Annotated in this window: 18 protein-coding genes and 2 pseudogenes; 3 read left to right on the top strand and 17 right to left on the bottom strand. The window is 25.8% G+C overall.

The genetic code is table 11. The features are described 5' to 3' along the window. Window positions 1–43: 43 nt before the first annotated feature. From VJI94_RS06530 to VJI94_RS06455, 16 genes and pseudogenes are all read right to left on the bottom strand, one after another. On the bottom strand, window positions 44–853 hold the full coding sequence (locus VJI94_RS06530) for an MBL fold metallo-hydrolase (protein ID WP_324008760.1): 810 nt from the start codon (window positions 851–853) through the stop codon (window positions 44–46). 124 nt (window positions 854–977) lie between these two features. Further along, entirely contained in the window at window positions 978–3,167 is a 2,190-nt protein-coding gene (locus VJI94_RS06525; RefSeq protein WP_324008759.1) for an LPXTG cell wall anchor domain-containing protein, read from the bottom strand. Window positions 3,168–3,437: 270 nt separating this feature from the next. Then, on the bottom strand, window positions 3,438–4,916 hold the full coding sequence (locus VJI94_RS06520) for a DKNYY domain-containing protein (protein WP_324008758.1): 1,479 nt from the start codon (window positions 4,914–4,916) through the stop codon (window positions 3,438–3,440). Window positions 4,917–5,183: 267 nt separating this feature from the next. After that, the gene (locus VJI94_RS06515; RefSeq protein ID WP_324008757.1) at window positions 5,184–5,900 is read right to left on the bottom strand and encodes a putative ABC transporter permease; all 717 of its coding nucleotides are present in this window, start codon (window positions 5,898–5,900) and stop codon (window positions 5,184–5,186) included. Between the two features lie 234 nt (window positions 5,901–6,134). Continuing rightward, the gene (locus VJI94_RS06510; protein WP_324008756.1) at window positions 6,135–7,943 is read right to left on the bottom strand and encodes an InlB B-repeat-containing protein; all 1,809 of its coding nucleotides are present in this window, start codon (window positions 7,941–7,943) and stop codon (window positions 6,135–6,137) included. A 354-nt stretch (window positions 7,944–8,297) separates the two neighbouring features. Beyond that, window positions 8,298–8,684 carry a hypothetical protein gene (locus VJI94_RS06505; RefSeq protein ID WP_324008755.1) on the bottom strand — a complete coding sequence of 129 codons (387 nt, stop codon included), beginning with the start codon at window positions 8,682–8,684 and terminating at the stop codon, window positions 8,298–8,300. Window positions 8,685–8,730: 46 nt separating this feature from the next. Then, on the bottom strand, window positions 8,731–9,843 hold the full coding sequence (locus VJI94_RS06500; protein WP_324008754.1) for a tetratricopeptide repeat protein: 1,113 nt from the start codon (window positions 9,841–9,843) through the stop codon (window positions 8,731–8,733). 474 nt (window positions 9,844–10,317) lie between these two features. Then, window positions 10,318–10,926, bottom strand: coding sequence for a hypothetical protein (locus VJI94_RS06495; RefSeq protein ID WP_324008753.1), 609 nt, complete (start codon window positions 10,924–10,926; stop codon window positions 10,318–10,320). A 124-nt stretch (window positions 10,927–11,050) separates the two neighbouring features. Then, complete coding sequence (locus VJI94_RS06490; RefSeq protein WP_324008752.1) at window positions 11,051–13,576, bottom strand: AAA family ATPase; 2,526 nt, start codon at window positions 13,574–13,576, stop codon at window positions 11,051–11,053. A 119-nt stretch (window positions 13,577–13,695) separates the two neighbouring features. Beyond that, window positions 13,696–15,048 carry a 23S rRNA (uracil(1939)-C(5))-methyltransferase RlmD gene (rlmD, locus tag VJI94_RS06485; RefSeq protein WP_324008751.1) on the bottom strand — a complete coding sequence of 451 codons (1,353 nt, stop codon included), beginning with the start codon at window positions 15,046–15,048 and terminating at the stop codon, window positions 13,696–13,698. 59 nt (window positions 15,049–15,107) lie between these two features. Continuing rightward, a pseudogene (locus VJI94_RS06480) lies at window positions 15,108–15,584 on the bottom strand (SEC-C metal-binding domain-containing protein); the annotation flags it as partial. A 4-nt stretch (window positions 15,585–15,588) separates the two neighbouring features. After that, a complete protein-coding gene (locus VJI94_RS06475; RefSeq protein WP_324008750.1) occupies window positions 15,589–16,674 on the bottom strand; it encodes a hypothetical protein in 1,086 nt (361 codons plus the stop codon). Window positions 16,675–16,676: 2 nt separating this feature from the next. After that, complete coding sequence (locus VJI94_RS06470; RefSeq protein ID WP_324008749.1) at window positions 16,677–17,864, bottom strand: nucleotidyltransferase domain-containing protein; 1,188 nt, start codon at window positions 17,862–17,864, stop codon at window positions 16,677–16,679. A gap of 9 nt (window positions 17,865–17,873) precedes the next feature. Then, entirely contained in the window at window positions 17,874–20,897 is a 3,024-nt protein-coding gene (locus VJI94_RS06465) for an AMP-binding protein (RefSeq protein WP_324008748.1), read from the bottom strand. A 41-nt stretch (window positions 20,898–20,938) separates the two neighbouring features. Continuing rightward, window positions 20,939–21,304 (bottom strand): hypothetical protein, encoded by a 366-nt coding sequence (locus tag VJI94_RS06460; RefSeq protein ID WP_324008747.1) that lies wholly within the window; start codon window positions 21,302–21,304, stop codon window positions 20,939–20,941. A gap of 151 nt (window positions 21,305–21,455) precedes the next feature. Beyond that, the gene (locus VJI94_RS06455; protein WP_324008746.1) at window positions 21,456–22,658 is read right to left on the bottom strand and encodes an MFS transporter; all 1,203 of its coding nucleotides are present in this window, start codon (window positions 22,656–22,658) and stop codon (window positions 21,456–21,458) included. Between the two features lie 721 nt (window positions 22,659–23,379). Here VJI94_RS06455 and VJI94_RS06450 point away from each other — a divergent pair. Then, entirely contained in the window at window positions 23,380–23,601 is a 222-nt protein-coding gene (locus VJI94_RS06450) for a hypothetical protein (protein ID WP_416383676.1), read from the top strand. Between the two features lie 50 nt (window positions 23,602–23,651). Next, window positions 23,652–24,110: a hypothetical protein gene (locus VJI94_RS06445; RefSeq protein WP_324008745.1), complete on the top strand. Its 459-nt coding sequence runs from the start codon at window positions 23,652–23,654 to the stop codon at window positions 24,108–24,110. A gap of 12 nt (window positions 24,111–24,122) precedes the next feature. Here VJI94_RS06445 and VJI94_RS06440 read toward each other — a convergent pair whose 3' ends face one another. Further along, window positions 24,123–24,485, bottom strand: a complete 363-nt coding sequence (locus tag VJI94_RS06440; protein WP_324008744.1) for a hypothetical protein — start codon at window positions 24,483–24,485, stop codon at window positions 24,123–24,125. Window positions 24,486–24,765: 280 nt separating this feature from the next. Here VJI94_RS06440 and VJI94_RS06435 point away from each other — a divergent pair. After that, window positions 24,766–26,091 (top strand): annotated as a pseudogene (locus VJI94_RS06435) (IS1182 family transposase); the annotation flags it as partial. Between the last annotated feature and the right edge of the window lie 162 nt (window positions 26,092–26,253).

Here is a 26,253-nt window from a genome sequence, read left to right as displayed (position 1 = left end):
ATAGAATATATAATTATCTTCATACTAAACTTTTCATTTATAACTAATATTTCATACAGTCATCAGGAGCATCTTCATCAAAATGATTTTTCCTGCCAAAGTCTGCAGTCTCGCCAATATGAGCAAAAGTATTATCATCAAATTTTCTATATCCGCTATGACCGGTGCAGACTGCTTCAATGTTATATCTCTTAACTTTTTCTTTTAATTTAATTAAGGATTTTTTATTCATTTCCGGAAATTGTGTGAAAAAGTCAAAGAATGGATAACCACCTTTTTTATTAATAGCTAAACAATCTCCACTTATAAGAATTTTGTCATCAACAATATAACACATATGTCCAATTGTATGTCCAGGAATATGAATAGCAATTATTTTTATCCCTTCAATATCAAAAACTTGTCCGTCTTGGATAAGCTTGTATCCAGGAGATAAACTTACACCAATATTAAGCTTTAAAAATCCTAATTTCTTCATTCTATAAAGTTGTCCTGTTAAATATTGTTCGTCATTTTCGCCAATATACACTTGAGCATTTGGGAAAATATTCTTTCCATTCTTATCAATTCCACCGGCATGATCTACATCAACATGAGTTAAAAAAACATGTTTAATATTATCCGGATTTATATTAATTTTTTCAAACTCAAGATTGACATTCGGAAAATTCATATGTCCTGAATCAAAGGCAATAGTATTACCATCTTTAGTATAAAACCACATATTCACATCCGATTCCCTAACACATGAAATTCCATTTGGAAAAATACCGGTATCAGATGGATTAAGTGCTTTTGTACCCTTCAAAAGATACCTTTTAAAATATCTGTCAAAGAAATAAATTACTCCCATTATCTTCTCCCTTACAATTAGGCCACTAAAAACATTATAAATATGCAAAAATCGACCTCTAGAAATAGCTCAAGTCGTATCCAAAGGTCGATTTATTTATGTTTTATTATGAAATTAACAGTTATTAATTTTCATTTTTTCTTCTTTTTAATCCAACAATTAAAGCTCCTGATATTCCAACTAGAACTGTATATAAAGCTATACTTGTTCCTGCACCTGTTCTTGGTAATTTATTATTTGGTTTCTCATTACCAGGTGTTGTTGGATTTGTTGGATTAACCGGTGGCTTTTTAGCTACATATTTTAATGTAAATGTGATGTCTTTACTTGTAGGATTAATTGCATCAGCTCCTTCCGGTAGTTGTTCTGCATACCAGTTTAGCTTAAAGTTAATCACATTTCCGGTTGCTGTTTCTCTAGCTTTTGCCTTAAGTTCTCCAGTCATTGTTCCTTTAACTGTATAATTTGTATTTTCTAATGCTTTATTATTGAATCTAGCACCGTTAACTACAACATTAAGTTTATCTTCCATTCCGTTTACGGCATCTTTTAATTCAGCAAATGATTTTACTTCTTTATTTACTGTCATCACTACCTTTATAGTTTTTCCGCTCACACTTGAACTAACTATCCTGTATTTTCCATTATCATTCAATAATGATACTTGCGGATTTCCTTCGAAATCCATTTCTTCAGGCAATGTTAATGTAGCTGTAAAAGTTGAACTATAATCAGAAATTTTAATAGTTGAAGGGTCTGTGTTTGTCTTTTTGAATTGTTCTTCTATATCTTTCATTTGTTTTTTAACCGGTGATACATCTAAAGAACCGGTAAAAGCAACTTTTGTTCCCTTTTCAACTTCATAAACTTTATCATGTTCTGTATTATCTCCTACTAAGATATCTCCTAATAATTTTTGAGTTGCTTCGAATGTATTTTCAGCAGTTTCTACATATTTAAGTGTTAATTTTATATCTTTAGTAGTAGGATCAGTTGAATCTTCTCCTCCGGCAAGTTGAACACCTTCCCAAATATAATCAAAATTGATTACATTTCCTGTAAGAATGTTTGTAGCCTTTGCTGTGAATTTACCGGAAACCATTCCGTTAATTGTATAATTTGTATTAGCTTTAGCCTTATCTGTATCAAATTTAACACCTTTTACATTAACTTTTAAATCATTTTCTACTCCATATACAGCTTCTTTAACTTCTTTAAAAGTTTTAATGTTATCTGCTACAGTAAGAGTAACAGTAATTGTTTTGCCGGTTACTTTTTGTTCAGCAATCTTAAACTTGCCATTTGCTCCAGCTAATTCAACTGTATAACCATCTACAAATTTCATTTCTTCCGGCAAAGTCATCTTAGCTGTAAAGCTTGTATTTACATTTTCTACTTTAATATCTGTTGCAACACCGGAAGAAGGATATTTGTCTTCAAGTTCTTTCAATTGTTTCTTGATAGGAGAAACATTTAAAAGTCCGGTCATAGTCAATGAATCATTTTTATTAGCTTCATACACCTTATCATGTTGTGTATTTCCATTAACCAATAAATCTCCGTCTAAATTTCCTTTTTGTGAAATATCTTGTTCTGTAGATTTAACGAATACATCAGACTTTGAAAAATCAGGAGCTAATGGTTTTGTACTAACATCTGTATTGTAAACCTTCTTAGTAAATGAGTACCAAGTACCACTAGCATGTGTTTCAAAATCACCTTTTGCAGTTACATTTTTAGATTCTAAAGCTTTGGCTTCATTAAGACTATTTGCTTTTACAGTATATGGAATACTGATGTCTATAGTCTTATCTGAAGTAGCTCCACCATCGTCCTTGTAGTGCTTATATATACCTGCCCAATTCTCATCGCGTAATGGAAATTTAAATGTAACAACTTGTCCACTTACAGTATGAGTAAATGCCGCCTTGTTAAACATGCTAGTTGAATTATCAGCCATAATTTTAGTGCTATCAATAGTTACACCCTCAGGGAATTTAACTTTGTATTCAACATATGCTATCTTGTTTTTTCCGTCTTTTCCATGTGGATAATACCCAGAATCTGCTGCACTTTTCATTTCACTTTCAATTCCAGCCATTACTTTTCCCATTGGAATTTTTGCGTCCCATTTTCCTTCATAAGTTCCGGAATTGCTACCTTTTACTCCTTTTACAACTCCGCTAGTTTTTGTATATTGTGCTACATTTAATGTATTTGCAGCATGAACAGAAGATGCTCCGGGTATTATTACACCCAAAGCTATCACTAACGCTGTAAAAAAAGAAAGGAACTTTTTAATTTTGTTCTTCATCTTTTCATCTCCTTTTTTATTTTCCTCCATATCAAAATGACAAATTCATTTATCCGTATAAAAATAAATAAACAACTTTCATCTTTCGACATTTGTCAATACTTTTGATAACTTTTCAGTGTAATTATACCACAAAGTTATTTAGAATACAACTATCTATAACCATTGTAATCACACAAAAATTCACAAATCAACATTTTTGACATTATATGATATATTCTGTATTATTTTAATCAAACATTTTTAAAAAATCTAATAGTAGTATATATTTTACCTATATCTTTCATTATATTTAAGTAGTTTTCTTCTGCCTTTTTGTTTTAATATACTACCAATAATTACAAAAGGAAATAATAAAATCATATAAAGGTAGTAATGACTATATTTTACGGTTGCTGTATATTTCGCTTCTCCTGATACGGCTTGCAATTTTTCATCTTTTATTATTTCTCTAATTCTATCTACTGTTATTCTGCTTTCATCTGATAATAATTCATTCAATACTTCTTTGTCAGTAATTTCAAAAACTGTATCGTTAATAAGTTGGCTATTTCCTAAATTGTCAAAATAATAGTATTTCCCATTTTTTGTCCAAACGGAGCCTATTACATTACTTTGTATGTCTTTTACTTTTTCCCAACCTTCTTTTTTATCAAAGCTAACTATTTGAGAATTTCTTGAATACAATCGTCTAATATGTGGAACTCTAAATCTAACAATATACTTTTCATAAGAATTTAAAAAATAGATATTTTCTTCATCACAAAATACATTTTTATCTAAAAATTCAATATTTCCTTTAAAATTATTTTCTCCAATTTTTACCTGCTTATTTTTTCTTTGATTATAAAAATATACTCCATCTTTTGAAACAAAAAATAGATTATGAATATGAGAACTACTATTTCCAATTACTTTATAAGGGGCAGAACTTTCATCAAATCTAAAATTACCTTTAAAAACTTCTCCACTCTTTTTATCATAAAGCAAATCCTCTCCCTGCTCAACTGAAACGACTTCTAATTCCCCACTATTTTTAATTGGTAAAAGTTCATTTTTGTAATAAACATTATTTTTATCACAAAAATACTCTCCATGTTTAGAAACTTCCTTTATAGTATTTATATCTGCGTTTTCAAGTGGCTTTCCCTTGTAATAGAGCACATCTCCATCTGTTGCAAAATATATTAAATTATTAATTTTCGAAATTTTCTTTTCAGTATTTAATTTATGATATGGATAAATATATGACTTAGGCTTTTTATCCTTAAAAAAAGCATGAACTATATGTCCAAAAATTTCTGAAACATAGGAAAGCTCATCATTTCTCTCAGAAAGTGAAGAACAAAAATAAGTACTTTTACCATCAGTATAATATCCATTTCCAACATTAGTTATTTCCTTTGGATTAAGCTCTTCAATTTTTACATTTCCAAAATAAACATGATTTTTATCAATTCCAACTACACGAGAATCATAAGTATTCTCTGAATTAATAACACTAAAAGAATCTACATCTGCATCCTCTACAATGTAATATCCACCACTTGGAATAAGTGCATAAATCTTGTTATCATATTTATAAAAAATGCTATTGCCAATTCTCTGTCCACTTCTTTCAATATTGCCATAGGTATCATCACCTCGGAGAAGCTGACTAAATGTAAAAAAAGCAATTGCTAAAATAAATAAAATTAAACAAATACCTAAAATTTTTGAACGAATACTTTCATTCTCTTTCCTATTCAAATTACATCATCCCTTATAGTTATTTTATTAAATATATTATATCATATCTATATATTCTTTTCTCTTTTAATTTTACTATGGAACAAAACAAAAGAGTTGCTATAATTGATAATCTAATCAACTATATACAACTCCTTTTAGAGTATTTTATTTAATTTATTTTTCTAAAGTCTTATCAATATCAACTATAATATAATATATATCATTAAATTCAACATTTAGAAATTAACATTCTTTCTAAACTCCAAATAATCTAATAATAAGATATTATTTCTTCTTTTTCAAATCACGTCTTATTTTTACTAATTTATCTGCAATCATATTACGAGACTCACTCATCCTAAAAGAAGCTATTCTGCTTAATGTTCTACCATACAATCTGCTATGTCTTTCAAATATTTTGTCTACAGTCGAAGTCATTCTATCTTGGAACTCTTCTTCCAACTCAGCAATATTTCTTTGGAAGTTAGTCAATCCTGAAACTGTAAGTGTAAAATCCGAAGAATGTATAGCCAGTAAAACAACAGCAAGAGCTATTGCAAAATTATTTGGAATTGTCACATAAATTTTTTCAAAAAGTGGAATAAAAAATTCCATTATAATAATTGCTCCAATCCCAAAACCAACAGAAGTAATCACACAAGTCCTTCCATTTATATTAAGTGGCATATCACTATAATCCCACCATCTAGCATGAAACAATTTCTCAAGAACATAAGATGTTGGATATTCTAATATCATACTAGCAACAAATCCCATAATAAATATTTGCCACCATGAAAGATGAGAAATTTTACCCATTGAAATAAGATCATAAAAAACCAATCCTAAAATTGAACCAAAACCGTAAATAGGACATAATGGTCCATATAAAAATCCACGATTTTGCCATTTTCTTGCATCAATTGTACAATAAATACTTTCCCATACCCAACCTAAAAAACTAAAAGCAAAATATGCATTCAAATATCTAATTAATTCCATAATACTCCTTTTAAAGATATTAGTAATTTATAACAATCAGTTTTATACTAAAATCCACTCAAATTTTTAAATATTATTTCATTTATTTATAAATTAAAAATGTAAAAATCAAGATTACAACTATTTTAAATTTTTAAAAAATTTTTTATGTAATAAAAAAAGTTAGGGAGTATTTTTTAAATTTTACTCCCCAAACCTTAATTACTGAACTATATATTTAAGTCCTATCTAAAATTAATTTTCTTTTTTTCTTCTAATTCCTACTGCAGTAATCACTGCTCCTGATAATCCTAATAATGTAGCATATAGGATTATGTTTGCATCATTACCTGTTTTTGGTAATTTTTTTCCGGAATTATTATTAGGCTTTAGAGCAGGTTTGCTTTTTTCAACAACTGTAACAACAGCTTTCTTTGTTACACTTGCTCCATCTTTATCAGTTACTTTAAATGTAACAGTATATTTACCTATCTTATCCTTATTAAAACCACCATCATCAATAAGTTTTACATCTTTAGTTAAATCACCATCTTCTTTATCTTTAGCAGATACAACAAGGCTCATTAAATCAAATTTTTCACCTTTTTTAATAGTTTTGTCTTTAACTTCAAGTGTAGGTGCTTCATTAATAGGAGATACATTCTTGTCGTAAATAGCATACACAGTTGAATCTTCATTTACAACAGTTGTACCTGTAAACTTCATACCTTTTCCATCAGCAGATGTGTTCCATTCTTTAAATGTATATCCTGCTTTACTTGGATTTGCAGGCATAGATTGATCAGTTAAATTGTCAGTATCAATTGCTTTGCCCTTTTCTACATTGATTGTTGCATATGTTGCACTATCGTTCATGAAAGTTACCTTATTATGATTTACTCTGAATGTATAAGTAATCAAATTAGGTTTATTAACATCACCGGCTTCATCTTTTCCATCCACAGATTGTTTCGCTGCATAAACAATAGCTTGACGGAAGAAATAATGCTTATTATCCTTTTGAATAGCTGAATCATCTTTATTAAAAATAACATTATTATCTGTAGTAAAGATATTTTCATGTGCACCATAGGCATATCCTGTAACAGTATTGTTTTTGTTGATTTCAACATCAGAAGTTACTTGTAATCCGTCCACACTTAGTGTTGCTGATTTAACCTTTTGAATTTTTTTGTATAATTCCTTTAATGTTTCATAAGTATGTGGTGCCTTTAGTCTTGCTTTTACAACAATTCTCCTGCCACCTTTTTCTTTTGTAACAGATAAATCATCAAAACCATCAATACCGGACAATTTGTATTTAGTTGTATCCAGAGATTCTAACCCTTTTGGCAAGTCTAAGACAAATACCAATTCAGCGTCGGATTGTGTAATTGCAGTTTCAGGCATATTATTTTTCATCATATAGTAGGCCGGAAATTCCGAATTAATTACAGCAATAAGTACAGTATTTTTGATCTTTTTAAACAATGATAAATCAACATGAAAATCTAAATTGATTTTGTCTCCTATACGATGATTGGAAACAGCTGTACTGGAAAGACCTCTTTCTTTGATATCCGCACGCACATTATAATCAGTTGTTTTTTCCGTTAAGAGATCATTCGCATAATTAAAGTTATATGGATTCCATTGTTTTCCACCCTTCCAACGATTAAGTGTTGGATCAGGATGTTCTTTATGCGGATAATCTTTAGCATATGGAGCTAAATATTGTGTTACCATTTCTTCAATATCTTTATCTACCTCAGCATCTGAAGAAATTCCTGCATCTGGGAAAAACGGAACCAAAGAATACTCATTTAGTCGATTAGCCCATTTTACACGACTACTTGCAAAATAATCCTTTAAATAAGATGGCATAACCCCTTTATGAGTCGAATCTTTATACCAACTTAACTCAGCCCAATAATTGTCTTTTGTTAGTTTTTTCTCTTTATCAGGCATTTCTTCAGCCAATACTTTTGTAGCACCGACAAATACGCTGAACATCATTAGTAGAGCCAAAACTAAGCTCATAGATTTTTTTACTAACCTTTTCATTGTTTTTATCCTCCGTATTTCTTATAAAAAATTGGTAAGAATACATACCTATCCATCGGGTAAATACTCTTACTAATTACATATAATATGCTTTATAAATTCATATTTAAAATTTCCATTATTTGTCAATTTTTTATATATTTGTACAGATATACTATACCAAATAAACTCTTTTATAACCAGTGTTATTTGTCGGTATTAATCATGTATTCTGCATTAATTTTTTATCCTCATAAAAATAATTTATTCATCAGTAAAAGATAATATGCCATTAAATATACAATTAAATACTTTATGTATTCCACATAAAGAATTTAATTGTATAGTCAGCTCCGGAAAGCGAAAGTTACCAATTTAAGTTTCATCACACCATATTTTAAATTTACTATATTTTTTGTTTTTCGCGTAAGCAAAAACTTTTGAATTTCTAATATAGGTAAATATATTTTCACTTAAATCTTCATCCCATATTGACTCAATCATCATTTTATTTTCATTATCAGACTCATATAAAATATCTACATGAATTTGATAAAATTCTTCATCCTCATTTGGAAATTGTCTGACTAAGGAAATTTGAAACATTGGCTCATCTCCAAAAGTAGTAAATATTCCTGTCTCAAATAAAATCATATCTTCTTCAAGCGGAATATTGCACATCTGTTCGAATACATTGATAATTTCTTCCAAAGAAATTTCATTAGTTATTTTGTCTTTCAAAAAATTAATTAATTTATCCATTACTCCCCTTTTCTATCCCTCATAATTAGATTTTATTAACTTATTTTTAAAATTTATGTCTAACACAGTCTACCATAAAGCAAGAATACTCAGGATATAGCTTTAATTTTCCCTCAGGTCTTGAAACTCCACTCTTTATTTTAGAAATCATTTCTTCAAAATTTCTTTTATCCTCTTCCCAATTAGCAATAGTTTCTTGTTTCTCTTTTTCACTCTCATAATCTTCATCAGCTATAGCTTCATTTATAGCTTCTTCAAAATACTTTCGATTCTTTTCTTCAAGACTAAAAAATATTTCCTTTTGATTTTTTAACCAAAGAACATAAAAATATTCTTCCCACTCTGCAATATAATAGTACTCAACACAATCTCCACAAAGATTTAAAAAAGTGTCATAATCTTCTAACAAATAATAAACATCAATAATTTGGTCTTCTGAAATATCATCTGTATTTAAATTATAATTAATATCTTGACCAGGTTTTACTTTCTCTACATAAGAAATTGCTTTATTCTTGTTTCCAAGATACACTTCACAATAAGCTAAACACAATAACAGACGCATTCTATTAGGATAAATTTCGAGTAAGTTTAAAAATATTTCCTTTGCTTTTTCATGTTCCTTAAGTTCAAATAAAGATACAGCAAAATTGAAAGAAGTTACATAACTTTCTTCCATTTCTCTTGCAATCTTAAAGTAATTACAACTAACTAATAAATTCTTTTCATTTTTAGAATATTCATACTCGCTAAAATAATAAAGACCAAGACCTGTATAAGTTTCCACAAATGGCGAATTTAAGTCTTTAGCTTTGTTCAAATACATCAAACTGTCCTTAGAAAAATCCTCCCAAAAAGCAAGATTAGTATATATTCTTGCTTTATCAATATCTCCTAAAGAATTTTCAAACTCATTTAAAAAGTCTTGTAGAAATTCAATATAATCAAATTTATCATCTCTAAGTTCCAACTCAACAGAAGCAAGAGTACAAATAACATCTACATTTGATGGACATTCACTTTGCTTTTCCAAAAGATAGCTTTTCATTTTCTCAAGATATTCTTTTGAACTTTCAAAATCGTTTAAAAATGGTTTATTATATCTTTTTTCATATTCTGTTTTTAATTCATACCAATACGATTTGATTTTGTTTAACATTTTAATTACAATACCTTTTCTATAATATAAATATCTTCTTTTTGATACTATTATTACTAAATCTTAATAGTTTTAAGTTTGTCGAAATGTTTCTAGAATTTTATAATTTAACTCTTAATAAAATTTATCGCTTTAAAAATCTAATATAGGTCTTATTAAATTTCAAACTATTCAATAATTTTTTAAACCATTTTAATAAGCTTTTGAACAATATTTTTCATCAATTTCAAATTTGAAATCAATTGAGTTAAATCCTAAAATTGATAAATACAATCTCATTATTTTATTGTAGGTAACAATAAAATACTAGATATTTTTTTCATTATATGCAAATAAAATTATTGACTTTCCTACTTTTTATTATCATATCTTCTTATAATATTAAAATTACAATAATAAATTCATATATATCTAGTTGTTATTTTTCAATGCTAATTTTATACTGAAATAACAATAAATTTATTTTTATTAAAATTATTTTAACTTATCTTCAGCAGGATCAACTTCATAACAATGTTCTGAATTTCTTTTACACTCCAATACTGGTACTCTTTTCGTTATTTCACGTTTTATTTTACCATTATAACAGTACTCATTCCATTCTACTGGCTTATTATAGTATTTCATTTTTCCCCCACATTTTGGACAATTATTAATATGGATTTTTTCAATTGAAATTTTTCTTCCAAATCCATTTATTGCATAGTTAAAAAATAACGGATGCCTCGTCTCTCTCTTAGTAATACTTCTCAACCATAATATTACTATCAATATGAATATTAAAATTATAAAAATCATACTATATTTAATGTAGCTTATATTATTTTGAGTATTTTTTTCTTTCAATATAGTGATAATTGAATTAAAAATTTTATATATTGGAAAAACCTCTATTAAAGAAATAATAATTCCTAACCATGTAAGTAGTGCCATTGTAATAGGACTCCTCCAAACAGGTTCTGCTGTATATTTAGCTGTTTTTTCTTCCTCATTTATTCCTATATTATTACTGTTTCCTGCAATTATATTAGTCGTTCCATTAAATACATTTCCAGAAATATTGTTATTATTTTTATCTCTCATACCAATTATCTCCTTATTTTATTTCAACTTTCCGATATCATTAATTCTACATCCAACAAAACCACCATTTAACAATAAATAGTTTTTTAGAATTTTGTTATAGATTTTTAATGTTATTGGATTATTAATTTTTTAATTTAGAAATTTCTTTTAATCTATACAAAAAATTTTGTAATTCTTCTTTATTAGGTGGATTATTCAAATTAACCTGTCCATAATGTAAATATCCACTAGAAACTCTTCCAAAAATTCTCTTCAAATCATCTATTATATTAGGTTCTTTAGACATTTTACTTAGTTCATCCCAATTAATGCTCTGTGAACTATTACCTTTCATACTATATTTTCTAGGTATTTGTCTATTAAATATTACTTCATCAATTATATGGTCAATAGAATTTCGCAATAAAACTGAAACTTTTTCTTCTTCTGAAAACGGAGATTGTTTTAATAAAACTTCAGCTTCTTTCAGGTATCCTTCTGAATTATTTTTTATTCGTGATGTTATTACTCCAGCATTGTTAATCCCTTCTGATTTTATTTCATAAACAAATATATGTTTCCCTTTTTCATTATTGCAACCTTTATTATTAAAATTTTTACATAAGTGACCTTTATCACTTCCATAAATAGAATCAAGAAACATTCTATTATGTGTAAATATTATTACTTGATTTTCAATATCTAAAATTATATCGGATAATCTCTCAATCATTCTATGATCCAGACTATTAACTGGATCATCGAAGATGACTGTACTTTTATTTTGTGAAACTTTTATTTCTGCCAAAAATAATGCTATAGAAACAGCCTTTTGTTCTCCTTCACTTAAAATTTTATTCACAGGGTTTTTTGAACTCATCACAAGCTCAATTTGCTGTCTTCCTTTAATATTTTTTCCAGATAGTTCAATTTTTCTATCAGAAATTCCAAATTTATCTAAATATTCGTTGAATTCGACAACAAGTTTATCTGTTAATAACTCTTTATGCGCATCTTTACTAATCCTTGTAATTTTATTTGATGAAAAAGCATTCACTTTTTCTCTTAATTCTTGTATTTCAAGATACTCACCAAAATAATTATTAATAATATCTAGTTGATTGTGAATTGACTGTTCCGAAATAAGAATAGATATTTCTTTATTATTTTTATTTAATTTTTCTTTTTTCTGAATATCATCTTTTCTAATCTGATTAATTTGGTTATCTAGTTCGTTTAAATGCTCACTAAATTTTCTATTTATTTGTGTTATATCAAAATTAATTATATTAATATTTTTAAAATCTCGATCCATTTTAATAAAATCTTCAACATAATTTTTCACTATAGTTGTTAATTTAATAATTAATTCATTCAAATCTTTGTTAGTATAACAGATATAATCATTTTCAATAAATTTGAAATGTTTTGCGCTACTTATTATTACTTTTACTTCGTTTTTGTATTTTTCTAAATCTTCTTCGATTCTATCAGTTATAAAAATAGAATATGCCTTAATTATTTCTAAAGATTTATTATCATATTCTCTATGACAATAAGGACATATATTATATAATTCATTATGATTAGAAGAAATAGAAAGACCTTCTTGTATAAATTTTTTCCACTCTTCAGAATCTACTCCAGGCAGTTGGTTTAGTATTTCAACCTTTTTTCTATTATCTTTAGATTTTTCTTCTAAATTATTAATCACATCTATTAAGCCATCATATTTTTTTACTTGTTCAACCCATGAAATTAGATTCTCATCTACACGTTTTTTTAATTGTTCAATTTGTTTTTTATTTGTATAAGCTATAGTTAGTTTATCATTATAATTTGTTTCAACTAATTTTTTAACTTCTTTTTGAAGAAATAATAATTTATCTTCTTTTTCTTTATTAAAATTTTTAGAAATTAAATTAATAGCTTCCTTATCTCTCTTTTCCATGACTAGAATTTTATGGTTTTCTGTAAATTTTTCTATATTTGGTTTAACTATATTTTTTTCTATATAGTCCAATTCACTATTTGCATTATTTTTTATTTTGTCTACATATGAACTTAACTCCGAAAAAACATTCAATTTATAAGGATTTATAATTAGTTCATCAGCCGATCTTTTCTCTAGAAAACCATTAGAATACTCTGAATTAAAAACTTTAACTGTATTTAATTCACTAATGAACCCAGTATTATTCCAAAAAACTTTTTCGTTTTTTTCTCCTATGTTATAGTCTAATTTAGTATTAATTGATAATGGTTTATCATTATAAATGTTAGATATAATATCTGCACCATAAATATTACCAATCATTCCTTGTAATATACGAAAATAACTACTTTTTCCAGATCCATTTAACCCATATAATATCGTGACATCTTTACCAAAAACAATCTCCTGATTTTTTGATAGAGCATTAATTCCAGATTCATGATGTAACTTGTTAATTCTTATTGTATTCAAACTATTTGACGATAATTTTGAATAATTCAAATTGCTATTATGGCTAAATCCGGTTAATAGTTTATTAGTAAGATTTTTTATGTTTTCTTCACTAAAACTCTCTCTAGAATTTAAATAACAAATAACTACTTCTTTAAGCCATAAATTTTCTTTTTCTTTACTCAAAAATTCTATTAAATAATCAATTGCTGATTGTTTCATCAAAGTCCTCCTTTAAAATCATAAATTTTATAAAATACTAATTACTTAACCAATAAAAACCCTATATAAATCATCAAAAATATATTCTATACTCATAATTTATTCAAATATATAATCTTTTAGACCATCTCCAACAATGCCACAGACTCACAATGAACTGTTCTTGGGAATTGGTTAAAGACTTTTAATATTTTTAGTTCGTAGCCGTTTTCGATTAGAACTTGTACGTCTCTTTTTTGAGTTTTTGGATTGCAAGAAATGTAGACCATTGTTTTTGCACCGCAAGAGATTATTTTTTCTAATGCTTTTTGATTTATTCCATCTCTTGGTGGATCTACGATTATTACATCTACCATTTCTTTTCTGTTTTCAATTTCTTCTAAGACATCTCCAGCTATGAAGGTGCAATTTGTTAGTCCGTTTTCTTTTGCAGATTTGTTTGCACTTTCAACTGCTTCTTTTACAATTTCAATTCCATAAACAGCTTTTGCTTTTCTTGCTACAATTTGTCCTATTGTTCCAGTTCCTGAGTATAGGTCAAAGACTACTTTGTTTTCTATGTCTCCACAAAGTTCAATTGCTTTTGAGTATAGATTTATTGCTCCAAATACATTTGGTTGGAAGAATGAAAATGGTGTTACTTTAAATTCCAAGTCAAATATTTTTTCTGTTATGTATTCTTGTCCAAAAATTATATTTATTTTTTCAGGAACAACTGCATCTGCAAGTGAGTCGTTTTCAGTATGCACAATTGATTTTATTTTCCCTTCAAGTTTCAATCCTAAAAGTATATCTACAAAACTCTTTTTATCAAATTCGCTTTGTGTTGTAGTTACGATATTAACCATTATTTCTCCGGTTGTCAGTGCATAACGAATGATTAAATGTCTTAACAGCCCTTCGTGAGTTCTCTTTTTAACAAACGGAAGATTTTTTTCTCTTACAAAGTCGATAACTGCATTTCTTATTATTTCAAAATCTCTATGTACTAAATTACATTCTTTCGTATCAACCACTTCGTAAAATCTATTCTTCTTATGCATTCCAAGCATTATTGGACTGTCTTTATACATATCTGCAAAAGTGTATTCCATTTTGTTTCTATATGCTGTTTTTAAAGGGCTTTCAAATATTTCAGGTTCTTCTGAATATACATCTTCAAAAAGTTCCTTAATTTGTCTTTGTTTTAGTTTAAGCTCATAATCGTAAGAAACACTTTGATAACTACAGCCACCACATTCCATATAGTTTGGACAAGTTGGATTTGTTTCAAGTGGGCTTTTTTCTAAAAGTTCTAAAAGTTTAGCTTCCATATGTTTTTCTCTTTTTCTTCCAATAACTACAGAAACTTTTTGCCCTTCAATTCCACTTTTAAAATTTACTTTTTTATCTTCAAAAGTAAATTCGGACATATTTGGAAAATTGACTTTTTCAATTATTCCCTCTATATATTTTTTCTTTCTTCTTGACATATATTTCCTTTCTATTAGCAGAAAAGAGCGAAATAACTTCACTCTTTCCCCTAACTTATCTATTTATTTCTTCCACAACATTTTTTATATTTTTTACCACTTCCACAAGGGCATGGATCATTTCTTCCAACTTGTTTTCCTTTAACAACTGTTGTTTGTTCATCTTGAACATTTGTAGAAACTTCTACTGCAGCTCTTTCTCTTTCGATTTCAGCTCCGGCAGGTTGGATATTGAATAATCCCTTTAGAACGTCTACTTTGATTGATTCGTTCATTTCGTTAAACATTTCAAAGCCTTCCGCTCCGTATGCTCTTACAGGGTCTTGTTGTCCATAAGATCTTATGCCGATACCTTGTCTTAATTGATCCATAGCATCTATATGATCCATCCATTTTCTATCGACAACCATAAGCATAATTACTCTTTCGATTTCTCTCATTTGTTCTTCGCCAATTTGTTCTTCTTTTTCAGCATAGAATTTTTGAGAAACTTCTCTAATATATTCTTTAAGCTCTTCTTTGTTAAGACCTTTCATTTCTTCAAAATTTGTTATTTAATTCATTTACTACCTTCTGTAAATCTATTCTTGAATTATAAAAGTTTGAAATACTATTGTCTATATTATTTTTTTCTTTTACTACAAATTTAGTAATAATGTGATTATACATATCCTCAGCTTTTAAATCATTAATTTTCAATAAATACTTATAAATTCCCTTATTTAACTCACAATCTTTTTGATTAAATTTTAAATTAAATAATAAAAATAACTTCTTTTTAAAGCTATTATTAAGAGTTATAACCATTTGTTCTATATTGTAGTTTGTGTTTAAATATGGATAAGAACATATAAAAATATTTTTATTTTTTACCAAGTCAGCAATTTGTAATATTTTATAGTAATGAACAAGCTGTTTATATGTTGCAGTAATTATTATAGTTTCTTCTTTATAATACGAAAAATATGTCATATCTAAACAAAAATCAACATCTATATTATATACTTTTTTATTAATTTTTAAGCATACTCCAGTATATCTATCTTTTGAAACAAGTTGGTATCTTCCTTTAAATTTTTCATTTATTATTTCAATATCTTTCCTTAAGTATTCTGGATATAATTTATAATTATACTTATTACTTAAATCTAAATATTTAATATATAAAACTTCATCAACTTTTTTATTAATAACCGTATTACATAATTTACATTTTTTTAAACCACTTTCTTCATAGATTAACTTATAATTAATAATCTCATCATAATTTGATGACAGCTCATACACAGCTCCACAACTACATCTAACAACTTCTTTCAAACCGCTAATAATTTTTTTATCAATATATAAGCTTTGCAATAAGTTTTCTATTGATAATTTATTATCTATGTCTATTAATACATTATTAATACTACAACCATATAATTTGGCATCATTCAAAAAAAGATTTAAATAATTTTTTTTATTATTATCAAATGAATGTAATAAATTTACAGCTAATATACTTTTAATATTTAAAAATTCACTTATAATTTCATTAACCAGTGGAGTTATAAAAATCCCATATTTATTGTTTTCATAGGGTTTTATTGGCATTGTTGTAATAATATGTTTTCTCTCACTCACCTTTATAGCACCTTCTTTTCATTTTTTAAATAATTTATAAGTTTAATGGCTGTATTTATATAAATGCTTTCAATAGTTTCTTTATAATATTCTATGGTTGAATATTCAGAATTAATTAAAGCTCCAAATTTAAAAGAATTAAAATTATGTATGCTGTACCTCTCACAATTATAACTACATAAAATATCAATTCTTTCAGTAAAATGTATAAATTTATATAATGATTCCAATATATCAAGATCTTTGTCGAGTGACAACATTTTGGTAACGGGTAGATAAGTATCATCACTCGAATATCTTTCAGAATTATTATACTTGACAATCGACAAACAATTAAAAATATTTAAAACAAGTTTATTTAATTTCTTTATATCACTATATAGTATTTCATCATCAAAAGGTCTTAATAACTTGCTGGAAAGAATTATAAGATCGTCCAATATTTTATTCTTTACATCATTTTTTCTAAGAGTAGCATTAATAAAAGCTTTATTTTCTAACAACACTTTATTATAGTATTCCTCATAATCTTTATTATTAGAATAGACTAATCTAAAAAAATTTGTATATTCAAAAATTCCTTCTTTAGAATTGTGTATCTTTAAATACTCATTAAAACAATCTATATCTTTAGTTTTATAAAACTGAGAATACATATCAGTTGCAGTATTTTTATATATTCCGTAACTAACAAAACTTTTAGCAAAATTTAACCTAATTTCAAGATCATCATCAAAAGGCGGCATATTATTCAAATACAATGTTGAAGAATAATTCATATACGAATGTACATTATTTCTTTGTAAATCAAAAATACAAAATAAAATATATGATAGTAACTCTTCGAATTCAAATAACAATCTATGATCATCATTCTTTCCAACCACAGAAATATCTATATCGCTATTAAATCTGGAAGTATTTTTTACTAGACTCCCATATAAAAATACTAAAAAATCAACTTCAAAATAACCTTTTAAAAAACAAATACATTCATTAATTATTAAATTATAAAATTCTACTTGCTTTTCTCTCAATATTAATGACTTATCTAAATCAAATTTATTAATATAACTAACCCGTAAATCTTTATACTGTTTTAGGAATTCTAACCTTTTATTTCTTTCTTCAAAAATAAAGTTTTCAATATCCTCTAATTTGATTTTTTCATAATTAATGTCTATAATCATAAACACCCTCTAACATAAAACACTGTTTAAAGAAATCTGTTGAGATTCTTTAAAAATATTCTTATTACAAATAATATACAACACATCATTTGAAGAAAACGATGTTATAAAAATATATTTTGTAATCTCATACATTTTTTGTTGATCTTTTATTATTTTGTCAATCATTTCATCTACTTCATTAGGCATTACTATACCTAAATAATTTGTAGCTAAAAATACAGCTTCTTTGAAAATCTTTTTTACTTCATCAAGTCTCTTGTCTTTATTAAAATAAGTAACATATGAAGGTCTAAAATGATTATTTGTAAACAATTCTATTATTTTCTTTGAATTATTTTCAAACCTAATATAGTCATCTTCTTTATTCAAAACAAATGACATTCCAACATGAATATCTCCAATAGTATCTTTAAATGAATAATCATTAAAATCTCTAATATTTAAAATTGTTCTTATAGCTATAGATTCTTTACATATTTCATTTAAAGTTTCTTTACCTGCTATATATGCCTGAATTATACTTATATATACACTATCATTACTTGTAAAATTACTAATTTTCATAATAGATGTTTTATCTTGTAATGAATTAACTACATTTTTATAGTCTTTAACTCTACATTTAGATATATCATTAACATAATCAGAATTCAAAAGTTTTTCAATAGAGTTATTTAATTTAACTTGTCTACAAAATTCTCTATAATTTTCTGGTGTCCATTCTAGTCTGCCTTCTAATGAACTTACTAATTTATCTTTTATTATTTTAATATTTGATGCATCAGATATACAATGATCAATTATAAATATAACATTGATATTATCTTTATTTTTAACAATTACAAATAATGCTAAATATCCTCTATTGTATCTGCACTTAAAAATAAAATCAGAATATGACTTTACTATATAATCTTCTATTTCATCAAAATCCATAAAACTATAATCTGTAACATCAACAAAAGGTATATCACTTAATAAATCATATTCCTCAATAAAGATACTTTCATCTTTAATCAAAATTTTAGATCTCAAAATAGAATTTTTCTTGATTAAATCTTTTAGAGCTGTCTGAACTTTTTCTAATGTATAACTGTTTCCTATGTTAAAGGTAAAGCTTACATAGCTATTAAATTTCTCTTTTATATACCCAGACTGTAAGTGTATGCCTTCATATATTTCAATTAAAGATTCTTCATTATACATATAATTAATAATTTGAGAGTTTAATTCAGAAAATTTATCTACTAAACTAATTATATTTGACTTTTCTAAGGTACTTTCATTACATTTTATTTTGCATTCGTCTACTTTAAAATTTTTATTCAGACTATTATATATATTATTAATAGTTCTCTCAACATAAAATATATCAACATCAACATTAATGTTATACTCTTTTTCTATTGCTGAAGCTATATTAAAAATATCAAGTGAATTCGCTCCTAATTCAAAAATATCAATATTATATTGTGTGCTTTGGATATTTAATTGATTTTTGAAAAACTTAATAAATTTATCAAAACTTATAATATCATCATCTAATTCAATTGAATTAGTACTCTCTTCTGACTTAGTATCTATTAAATATTTATTAATTATATACTTCCTATCTACCTTATTACTTTGATTTTTTCTCAACTCATCAACAAAAACAAAATAATTAGGTATCATATATTTGGGTAAATTAGCATCTAATAAACTATAAAAAGATTTTTTTGAACACTTCTCCTTTAAAACAATATTAGAAATAAGCATATTATTATAATACACAACTGCTACATCATTAACATTTTCTATATCTCTAATTTTATGTTCTATCTCACCTATTTCAACTCTAATTCCATTTAGTTGTAGTTGCTCATCTTTTCTTCCATGGAACATAACAAGTCCATTTTTAACAGATACATAATCCCCTGTTCTATATGATCTTTCATTATTATGCATACTAAATTTAATTTTATTATCTATTTCATTATTGATATAACCGCCACATATACCTTTACCAATTAATATTAATTCCCCTATTGATTCTTCTTTTAATTTTTCAACATAATATTTACACCCATGTAAAGCTTCTCCTATTGGTATTGAATTACCATATATGCCATCTTTACTTAACTCATAATAAAGCGCATACACTGTAGCTTCCGTTGGTCCATACATATTAAATAATCTAAATTTCCAATTCGAATTTTTCCATAAATCAAATATTTTTAGTTTAAATTCTTCACCCGCAATCATAACATACTTCATATAACTAAACAAGAAATTCTTTTGATTTTCATCATAAGCCATCAAAATACTTAAAAAATATGATGGCGATGTAGCAAAATGAGTAATTTTATATTGTTTAGCTAAATTAGGTAAATTTTTATATTTTGAATAACTTGAAATATCATAAACAACTATTTTACTTCCATATATAAATGAATAAATTTCTGTTACTGATACATCAAACGAAAAGGATGTACAAAAAAGATAAACAGAGTTATGATCTACAGGACACAAGTTTTGCATATTTTCAATTATATAGCATAAATTACCATAACTCACAGAACAACCTTTAGGAATACCAGTACTTCCCGATGTGTAAAGAACATAGACTTCAGAACTATCATCTATTTTATTTACTGGTTTAAATTCAGATAAGCTCTCACCAACAAGACTTGAATAATAAATTACATCTATATTTTCATAGCTGTTGTCAGAATCTTCAATAATTAATTTTATATTACTTGTATTAATAATATCATTTATTCCATTCTTTAAAATTTTTTTATTAATGGGAACATAACTATTCCCAGATTTTAAAACAGCAAGAATAGTTACAATAATTTTGTATGTATGATCTAAACTAATTCCAATTCTTATCTTTTCATCATATTTAAACTTTATTTTTGAAGCTAACTCACTTGATAATGTATCAATTTCACAATAACTATACTCCCTATCGTCATAAATCATAACATCATTTGGCTTTTCTTTAACCAAATTTCCAAATTTTTCTAGTATATTTATATTTCCCATTTTAAATTCTCCTTTTAAGTTTTTAATACTAATACAGTAGTCTATCCAAAGCATATAACTACTATATATTGTTTAAAATAAATTTTTATCAAATTTTTATATTTTTGTATATCAATATTATTAATTTCTTTTAATGTCTTTCCTTCGTATTTAATAATTGATTCTTTGATTGCAAACAACTCATTTTTAGATATATATTCTTCATTTTTTTTATTAGCTTCACTATAAATATTTTCATTTACAAAATCATTTTTATTGACAATATCAATTCCCAATTTGTGTTTTTTTGATATTGCAATTACACATATATTATCACAATATGAAATATTAAAAAAATAATTATTTGACTTTAAATAAGGCTTACCATTCTTATCTCTGAGTATTTTTTCATTAAATACATTTTCCAACTTTAAATATATATCTTTTTTTGATGCTATATCTTTTTTTTTATAACTAACATAATAAAACTAAAATTATACGCCATTTTACCTCCCTAAACTATATTATTACATAAACTTATTTTTTAAAAAACTTTTTTCAATTATATATTAATTATTATCAACATTTATTCTCAACTTTTATAAATATCATAGCAACTAAAGAAAGTACTAAAACACCTAATCCTATAAGTCCAAAACCTCCTATACTAGAAGTAATATTTAACAGTGAAAATAATATAGAACCAATTGGCATAAATAAAACCGAAATAGTAAATATAACACTAAATACACGACCTAAATATTCTTCATCTACATTTATTTGCACATATGACATAAAGTTAATATTATAAATTGTTAATGTTAAACCAAAAAATAAAAAAGGAGTAAGGCATATTACAATGTTTTTAGTAAATGTAATTAATGGTACGATTCCAATACTGCATCCTACTAACCCTAAAAATATTATTAGCACTTTTATACTACCTGTAAATTTTGTTGAGATTTTTGTATTTAAAAAAGATCCAATTAACGCACCAATCGCTTGGAAAACCATTGATTTCGCATAAAAACCACTAAATATATCTCCATAAATAACATTAGTATAAGGCAACAACAAATTATAACCTGAAAGAAATAGATTCACCAAAGCAGAAAGTATTAAAAGGTAAAATATATTTTTATTTTCAATTAAATATCTTATCCCTTCTTTTATATCTCTAAGTATATTTTTTGTTTTAGATTTTTGTTTTTTTTCTGTATTTATTTTTACAAGACAACATTCTGAAATAGCCGAAAATAAAAATGTTAAAGCATTTATTAATAAAGCCCCTCTAGCTCCTACTGTGTCAATTAAAAACAACCCTATAACAGGTCCTATTAGATATATAATTTCTTTTCCTATATTTGAAACGGAATTATATAAACTAATTCTATCCTTTTTTACCATTTCTCTAACAATAGATTTAAATGTAGGTGATGAAAAAGAAAAAATTAATGCTAATATTGCATTTGCAATTATAAGTATTGTTGCAACAAAACTAGAATTTATAAAAAAACTAATAGTAAAACATACAATCGAACTTAATAAATCTGCTATTATTATAATTTTCTTTTTATTTCCTGAATCAGCAATAGCTCCACCAATTAAATTAAACATAATATTAACTATTGTCTGTGAACTTTGATATAATGCCAATATTAAAGAACTTTTAGAAAATTTAGTAACTATAATAATACTATTAACATAGTCAAATATAGAATCACCTATTTTTGATGTCCATCTTCCAAAAATTAACAACTTCTCATTTTTTTCTAATCTCAAAATATAAACCTCCTTAATTATTTGTATACATAAAATTCGAATAGTAAAAGATATACAAGAAGAAATGCTTGTATACGTTTCCATACAAAATTCATTACCTTATTTTTAACTGAACTTTTCATTCTATCTATATTTATAAAACGCAATAGATTCACATTTAAAATATCTTATTTCAAAAATTAATCTTTCTAATAAATCACTAAATGTTTTAATATACCTATAAGTATTTCGAATATCATTACCTCAATTATATTTAGAATTTAATGTAAGATGCAATTTATCTTCCAGATCTATATTTATTAAGTAATGTATAAAATAAATAATCTAAATTTAATTTATACTATTATAAAATAAAAATAATATTATATAATAAACTTTTTTTATTATATCATATTATAAAACAAAAGTAAATTTAAAAATGAATAATATAATTATATTTTTATTTAATATACAATTGTTTAATTTTACAAGAATAAATACTTAATATTTTATACAGATATTTGAATCAAAATTTGATATAATAATATTAGTAAATTTTATTTTTATTTATAGTTTAAAGCTTATTTCATACTTTATTTTTAGTAGCAAGCACAGTAAGGTGATAGCACCTTATAAGAAAAATTGATGAAGCAGAACTTTTCAGGTTCTGCTTTTTTATTATCAATTTGACATAGATAATGTAATCAATAAAGTTAATGATTGGAATACTTTTTTAAAGGTAATGAAAGAAAAAGAATATGAAATAAAACTAGGTAAGCACATCTCTTTTAAACACAAAGATAAAAAAAGATTTACCCGTTCTAAGACAATTGGAGAGGATTATACAGAAGAAAAAATTAAAGAAAGAATAACAAACAAGAAGAAAATATCTTCTAAAAAACTGTTAAAACAACTAAAAAAGCTATTGGGAAAATTATTGATATTAAAAATAATGATAAAATAAAAAACAGTAAAGGTTATGAATTTTGGGCTACAAAACACAATCTAACTACAATGGCTGATTCAATTTTAGAACTTAGAAAACTTGGCATAAATAGTAAAAAAGAATTAGAAGATTACATTAAAAATAATTTTGTAAAAAGACCAAATTTACTAGATGAAATAAAAGAAATGGATAAACAATTATTAAAACTTGATAAAATAATTGAAGCTGCACATACTGTAAATAAGTACAAAAAAGTGTACGATGCTTATGTCAAAGATAAGAAAAATCCTATCTTTAAAAACGATTATTCTAAAGAAATTGTTGATTATAAAAAGGCATTGTCATTATTAAAAAATAACTACTCTAAGATGCCTAATACAGAAGTTTTATGTAGAGAACTTGAAAAACTACAAGAAAAAAAGAACACCCTTTATATGGAGTATTCTTCGATTAACAATCTAAATTACAAATTACAATTATTAAAAAATAACTATAATAAGTATATAAACAAAGACTTGGAACTATGATATGTACCCTCTTTACTGGACAAACCAGTAAGGAGGGTACATATCATTCATTTGATCATTTATTACTTTCAATAAAACTTTAAATTCACATTCCTCGTTGTTTAGTAGAATAAATGTTTCAATTTTATCGTCATAATATAATTCTAACTGTTTTAATCCATTGGATGTTTCAACTTGTATAGCTTGATTTATATCTTTATAATAATACCTCTCTAAATCTACAAACCCATTAAAAACTCCATATTTTTCTAAAATTATACTTTTATTGGTTAGGGTTAGTTCTTGCCTATACGCACTAAAACCTTTTCTTTTTACACATGATGTTTTAAATACTATTTTTTCTCCATAATTAAGACTATAGTTTTGTTTTGTCATTTTTTTCACTCCTCAAAAATTATATTTATTTCATATATGGAATGTGTTTTTCTTACGAATTATAACAATAAAATAATTACTTTTTTATTATACCATAAAAAGTATCTATACACTAGATTTAATCATAATAAAACCCTTTATTTATTTCAATAAAAAAGAGCAAATATTAAATATTTGCTCTCAGACTGATGACAAAGGGGTCAATGATAAAACATTGGCACTTTTTTAGTGGAGAAAAGAGAGAAAAAGTAGTATAATAATATAAAAGGAGATGTAAAAAATGCTACATAAGAATGATGAAAATAGAGTAAATCAAGTACAAATGGTAAGTATAGATTCTTTAGTTCCAGAGAGTCATCTATTAAGGAAAATAGATGAAACAATAGATTTTTCCTTTATTTATGATTTAATAGAAGATAAATATTATTTAGATAATGGCAGACCAAGTATAGATCCAATAGTACTTTTTAAAATAATATTTTTAAAATACATTTTTGGAATAAAAAGTATGCGTCAAACAATAAGAGAAATAGAGGTAAATGTAGCATACAGATGGTTTTTAGGATATGATTTTTATGATAAGATACCACATTATACAACATATGGACAAAATTACAAGAGAAGATTTAAGGATACAGATATATTTGAAAAGATATTTGTAAATATATTAAGACAAGCAGAGGAACAAGGCTTTGTAGATGAAAAGATACAATTTGTAGATTCAACCCATGTAAAAGCCCATGCAAATAGACATAAGAATATAGAAGTAAAGATAGAAAAGAAAGCAAAGAAGTATCATAGTCAATTAAATGAAGAGATAAAAAAAGATAGAGAAATAAAAGGGAAAAAGGAATTAAGTGCCACCAATAGAAAAGAAGTAGTAAAGAAGATAGAAAGCACAACAGATAAAGAAAGTGGATTATTCCATAAGGGAGAACATAAAGAGGTTTTTGCATATAGTGTACAAACAAGTTGTGATAAAAATGGCTGGGTATTAGCCTGTAGGAGTTATGCAGGAAATTTACATGATAGTGAAACATTTATGGATTTTTACGAAAAGGACTTAAAGAAATTCGAGGTAAGAAAAATAGTAATGGATGCAGGATATAAAACACCGGCAATAGCAAAGATGTTGATAGATGATAAGATACAACCTGTATTACCATACACAAGCCCAAAAGGAAAGAGAAAAGAAGGATTTTATCCAAGAGAATATGTATATGATGAATATTATGATTGTTAAATCTGCCCAGAAAATGAGATAATAAAATATAGTACGACGACAAGAGAAGGATATAGAGAATATAGAAGTGATAGGAATAAATGTAGTAAGTGTAAGAATTTAGAGAAGTGTACAGAAAGCAAAAACAAACAAAAAGTAATAACAAGACATATATGGAAGAATTACTTAGAAGAATGTGAAGAATACAGATATACAAAAAGAGGAAAAGAAGAATATAAGAGAAGAAAAGAGACGATAGAAAGAACATTCGGAACGGTAAAAGAATATCATGGATTTAGATATACAAATGAGAAAGGGAAAGCAAAAATGCAAATAAAAGCTCTCCTAACTTTTGCGTGTCTAAATATGAAGAAATTAGCAAATATGATGAGTAGATTAGGTAGAAAGAGACCTAATTTTTTAATTTTTAAGGAAATTTATAAAAAATTTAAGATTTTAACAAATTTTTAAATAATTTTTAATTAAAAACAAAAATACATAAAAAAAGCACAGACAAAATTTATGCTTTGTCTGAGCTCTGAGAGC

The organism is Parvimonas sp. D9, assembly GCF_035282565.1.
Lineage (GTDB): Bacteria > Bacillota > Clostridia > Tissierellales > Peptoniphilaceae > Parvimonas > Parvimonas micra.
This window is presented reverse-complemented; position numbering and strand designations above follow the sequence as displayed.

Bases quoted from the DNA above. Each gene is read 5' to 3' on its own strand.
- VJI94_RS06465 (WP_324008748.1), bottom strand. From the start codon at position 20,897: ATGGGAAATATAAATATACTAGAAAAATTTGGAAATTTGGTTAAAGAA.
- VJI94_RS06515 (WP_324008757.1), bottom strand. From the start codon at position 5,900: ATGGAATTAATTAGATATTTGAATGCATATTTTGCTTTTAGTTTTTTA.
- VJI94_RS06505 (WP_324008755.1), bottom strand. From the start codon at position 8,684: ATGGATAAATTAATTAATTTTTTGAAAGACAAAATAACTAATGAAATT.
- rlmD (WP_324008751.1), bottom strand. From the start codon at position 15,048: ATGTCAAGAAGAAAGAAAAAATATATAGAGGGAATAATTGAAAAAGTC.
- VJI94_RS06495 (WP_324008753.1), bottom strand. From the start codon at position 10,926: ATGAGAGATAAAAATAATAACAATATTTCTGGAAATGTATTTAATGGA.
- VJI94_RS06450 (WP_416383676.1), top strand. From the start codon at position 23,380: ATGAAAGAAAAAGAATATGAAATAAAACTAGGTAAGCACATCTCTTTT.
- VJI94_RS06440 (WP_324008744.1), bottom strand. From the start codon at position 24,485: ATGACAAAACAAAACTATAGTCTTAATTATGGAGAAAAAATAGTATTT.
- VJI94_RS06525 (WP_324008759.1), bottom strand. From the start codon at position 3,167: ATGAAGAACAAAATTAAAAAGTTCCTTTCTTTTTTTACAGCGTTAGTG.
- VJI94_RS06490 (WP_324008752.1), bottom strand. From the start codon at position 13,576: ATGAAACAATCAGCAATTGATTATTTAATAGAATTTTTGAGTAAAGAA.
- VJI94_RS06470 (WP_324008749.1), bottom strand. From the start codon at position 17,864: ATGATTATAGACATTAATTATGAAAAAATCAAATTAGAGGATATTGAA.
- VJI94_RS06500 (WP_324008754.1), bottom strand. From the start codon at position 9,843: ATGTTAAACAAAATCAAATCGTATTGGTATGAATTAAAAACAGAATAT.
- VJI94_RS06445 (WP_324008745.1), top strand. From the start codon at position 23,652: ATGGCTGATTCAATTTTAGAACTTAGAAAACTTGGCATAAATAGTAAA.
- VJI94_RS06510 (WP_324008756.1), bottom strand. From the start codon at position 7,943: ATGAAAAGGTTAGTAAAAAAATCTATGAGCTTAGTTTTGGCTCTACTA.
- VJI94_RS06530 (WP_324008760.1), bottom strand. From the start codon at position 853: ATGGGAGTAATTTATTTCTTTGACAGATATTTTAAAAGGTATCTTTTG.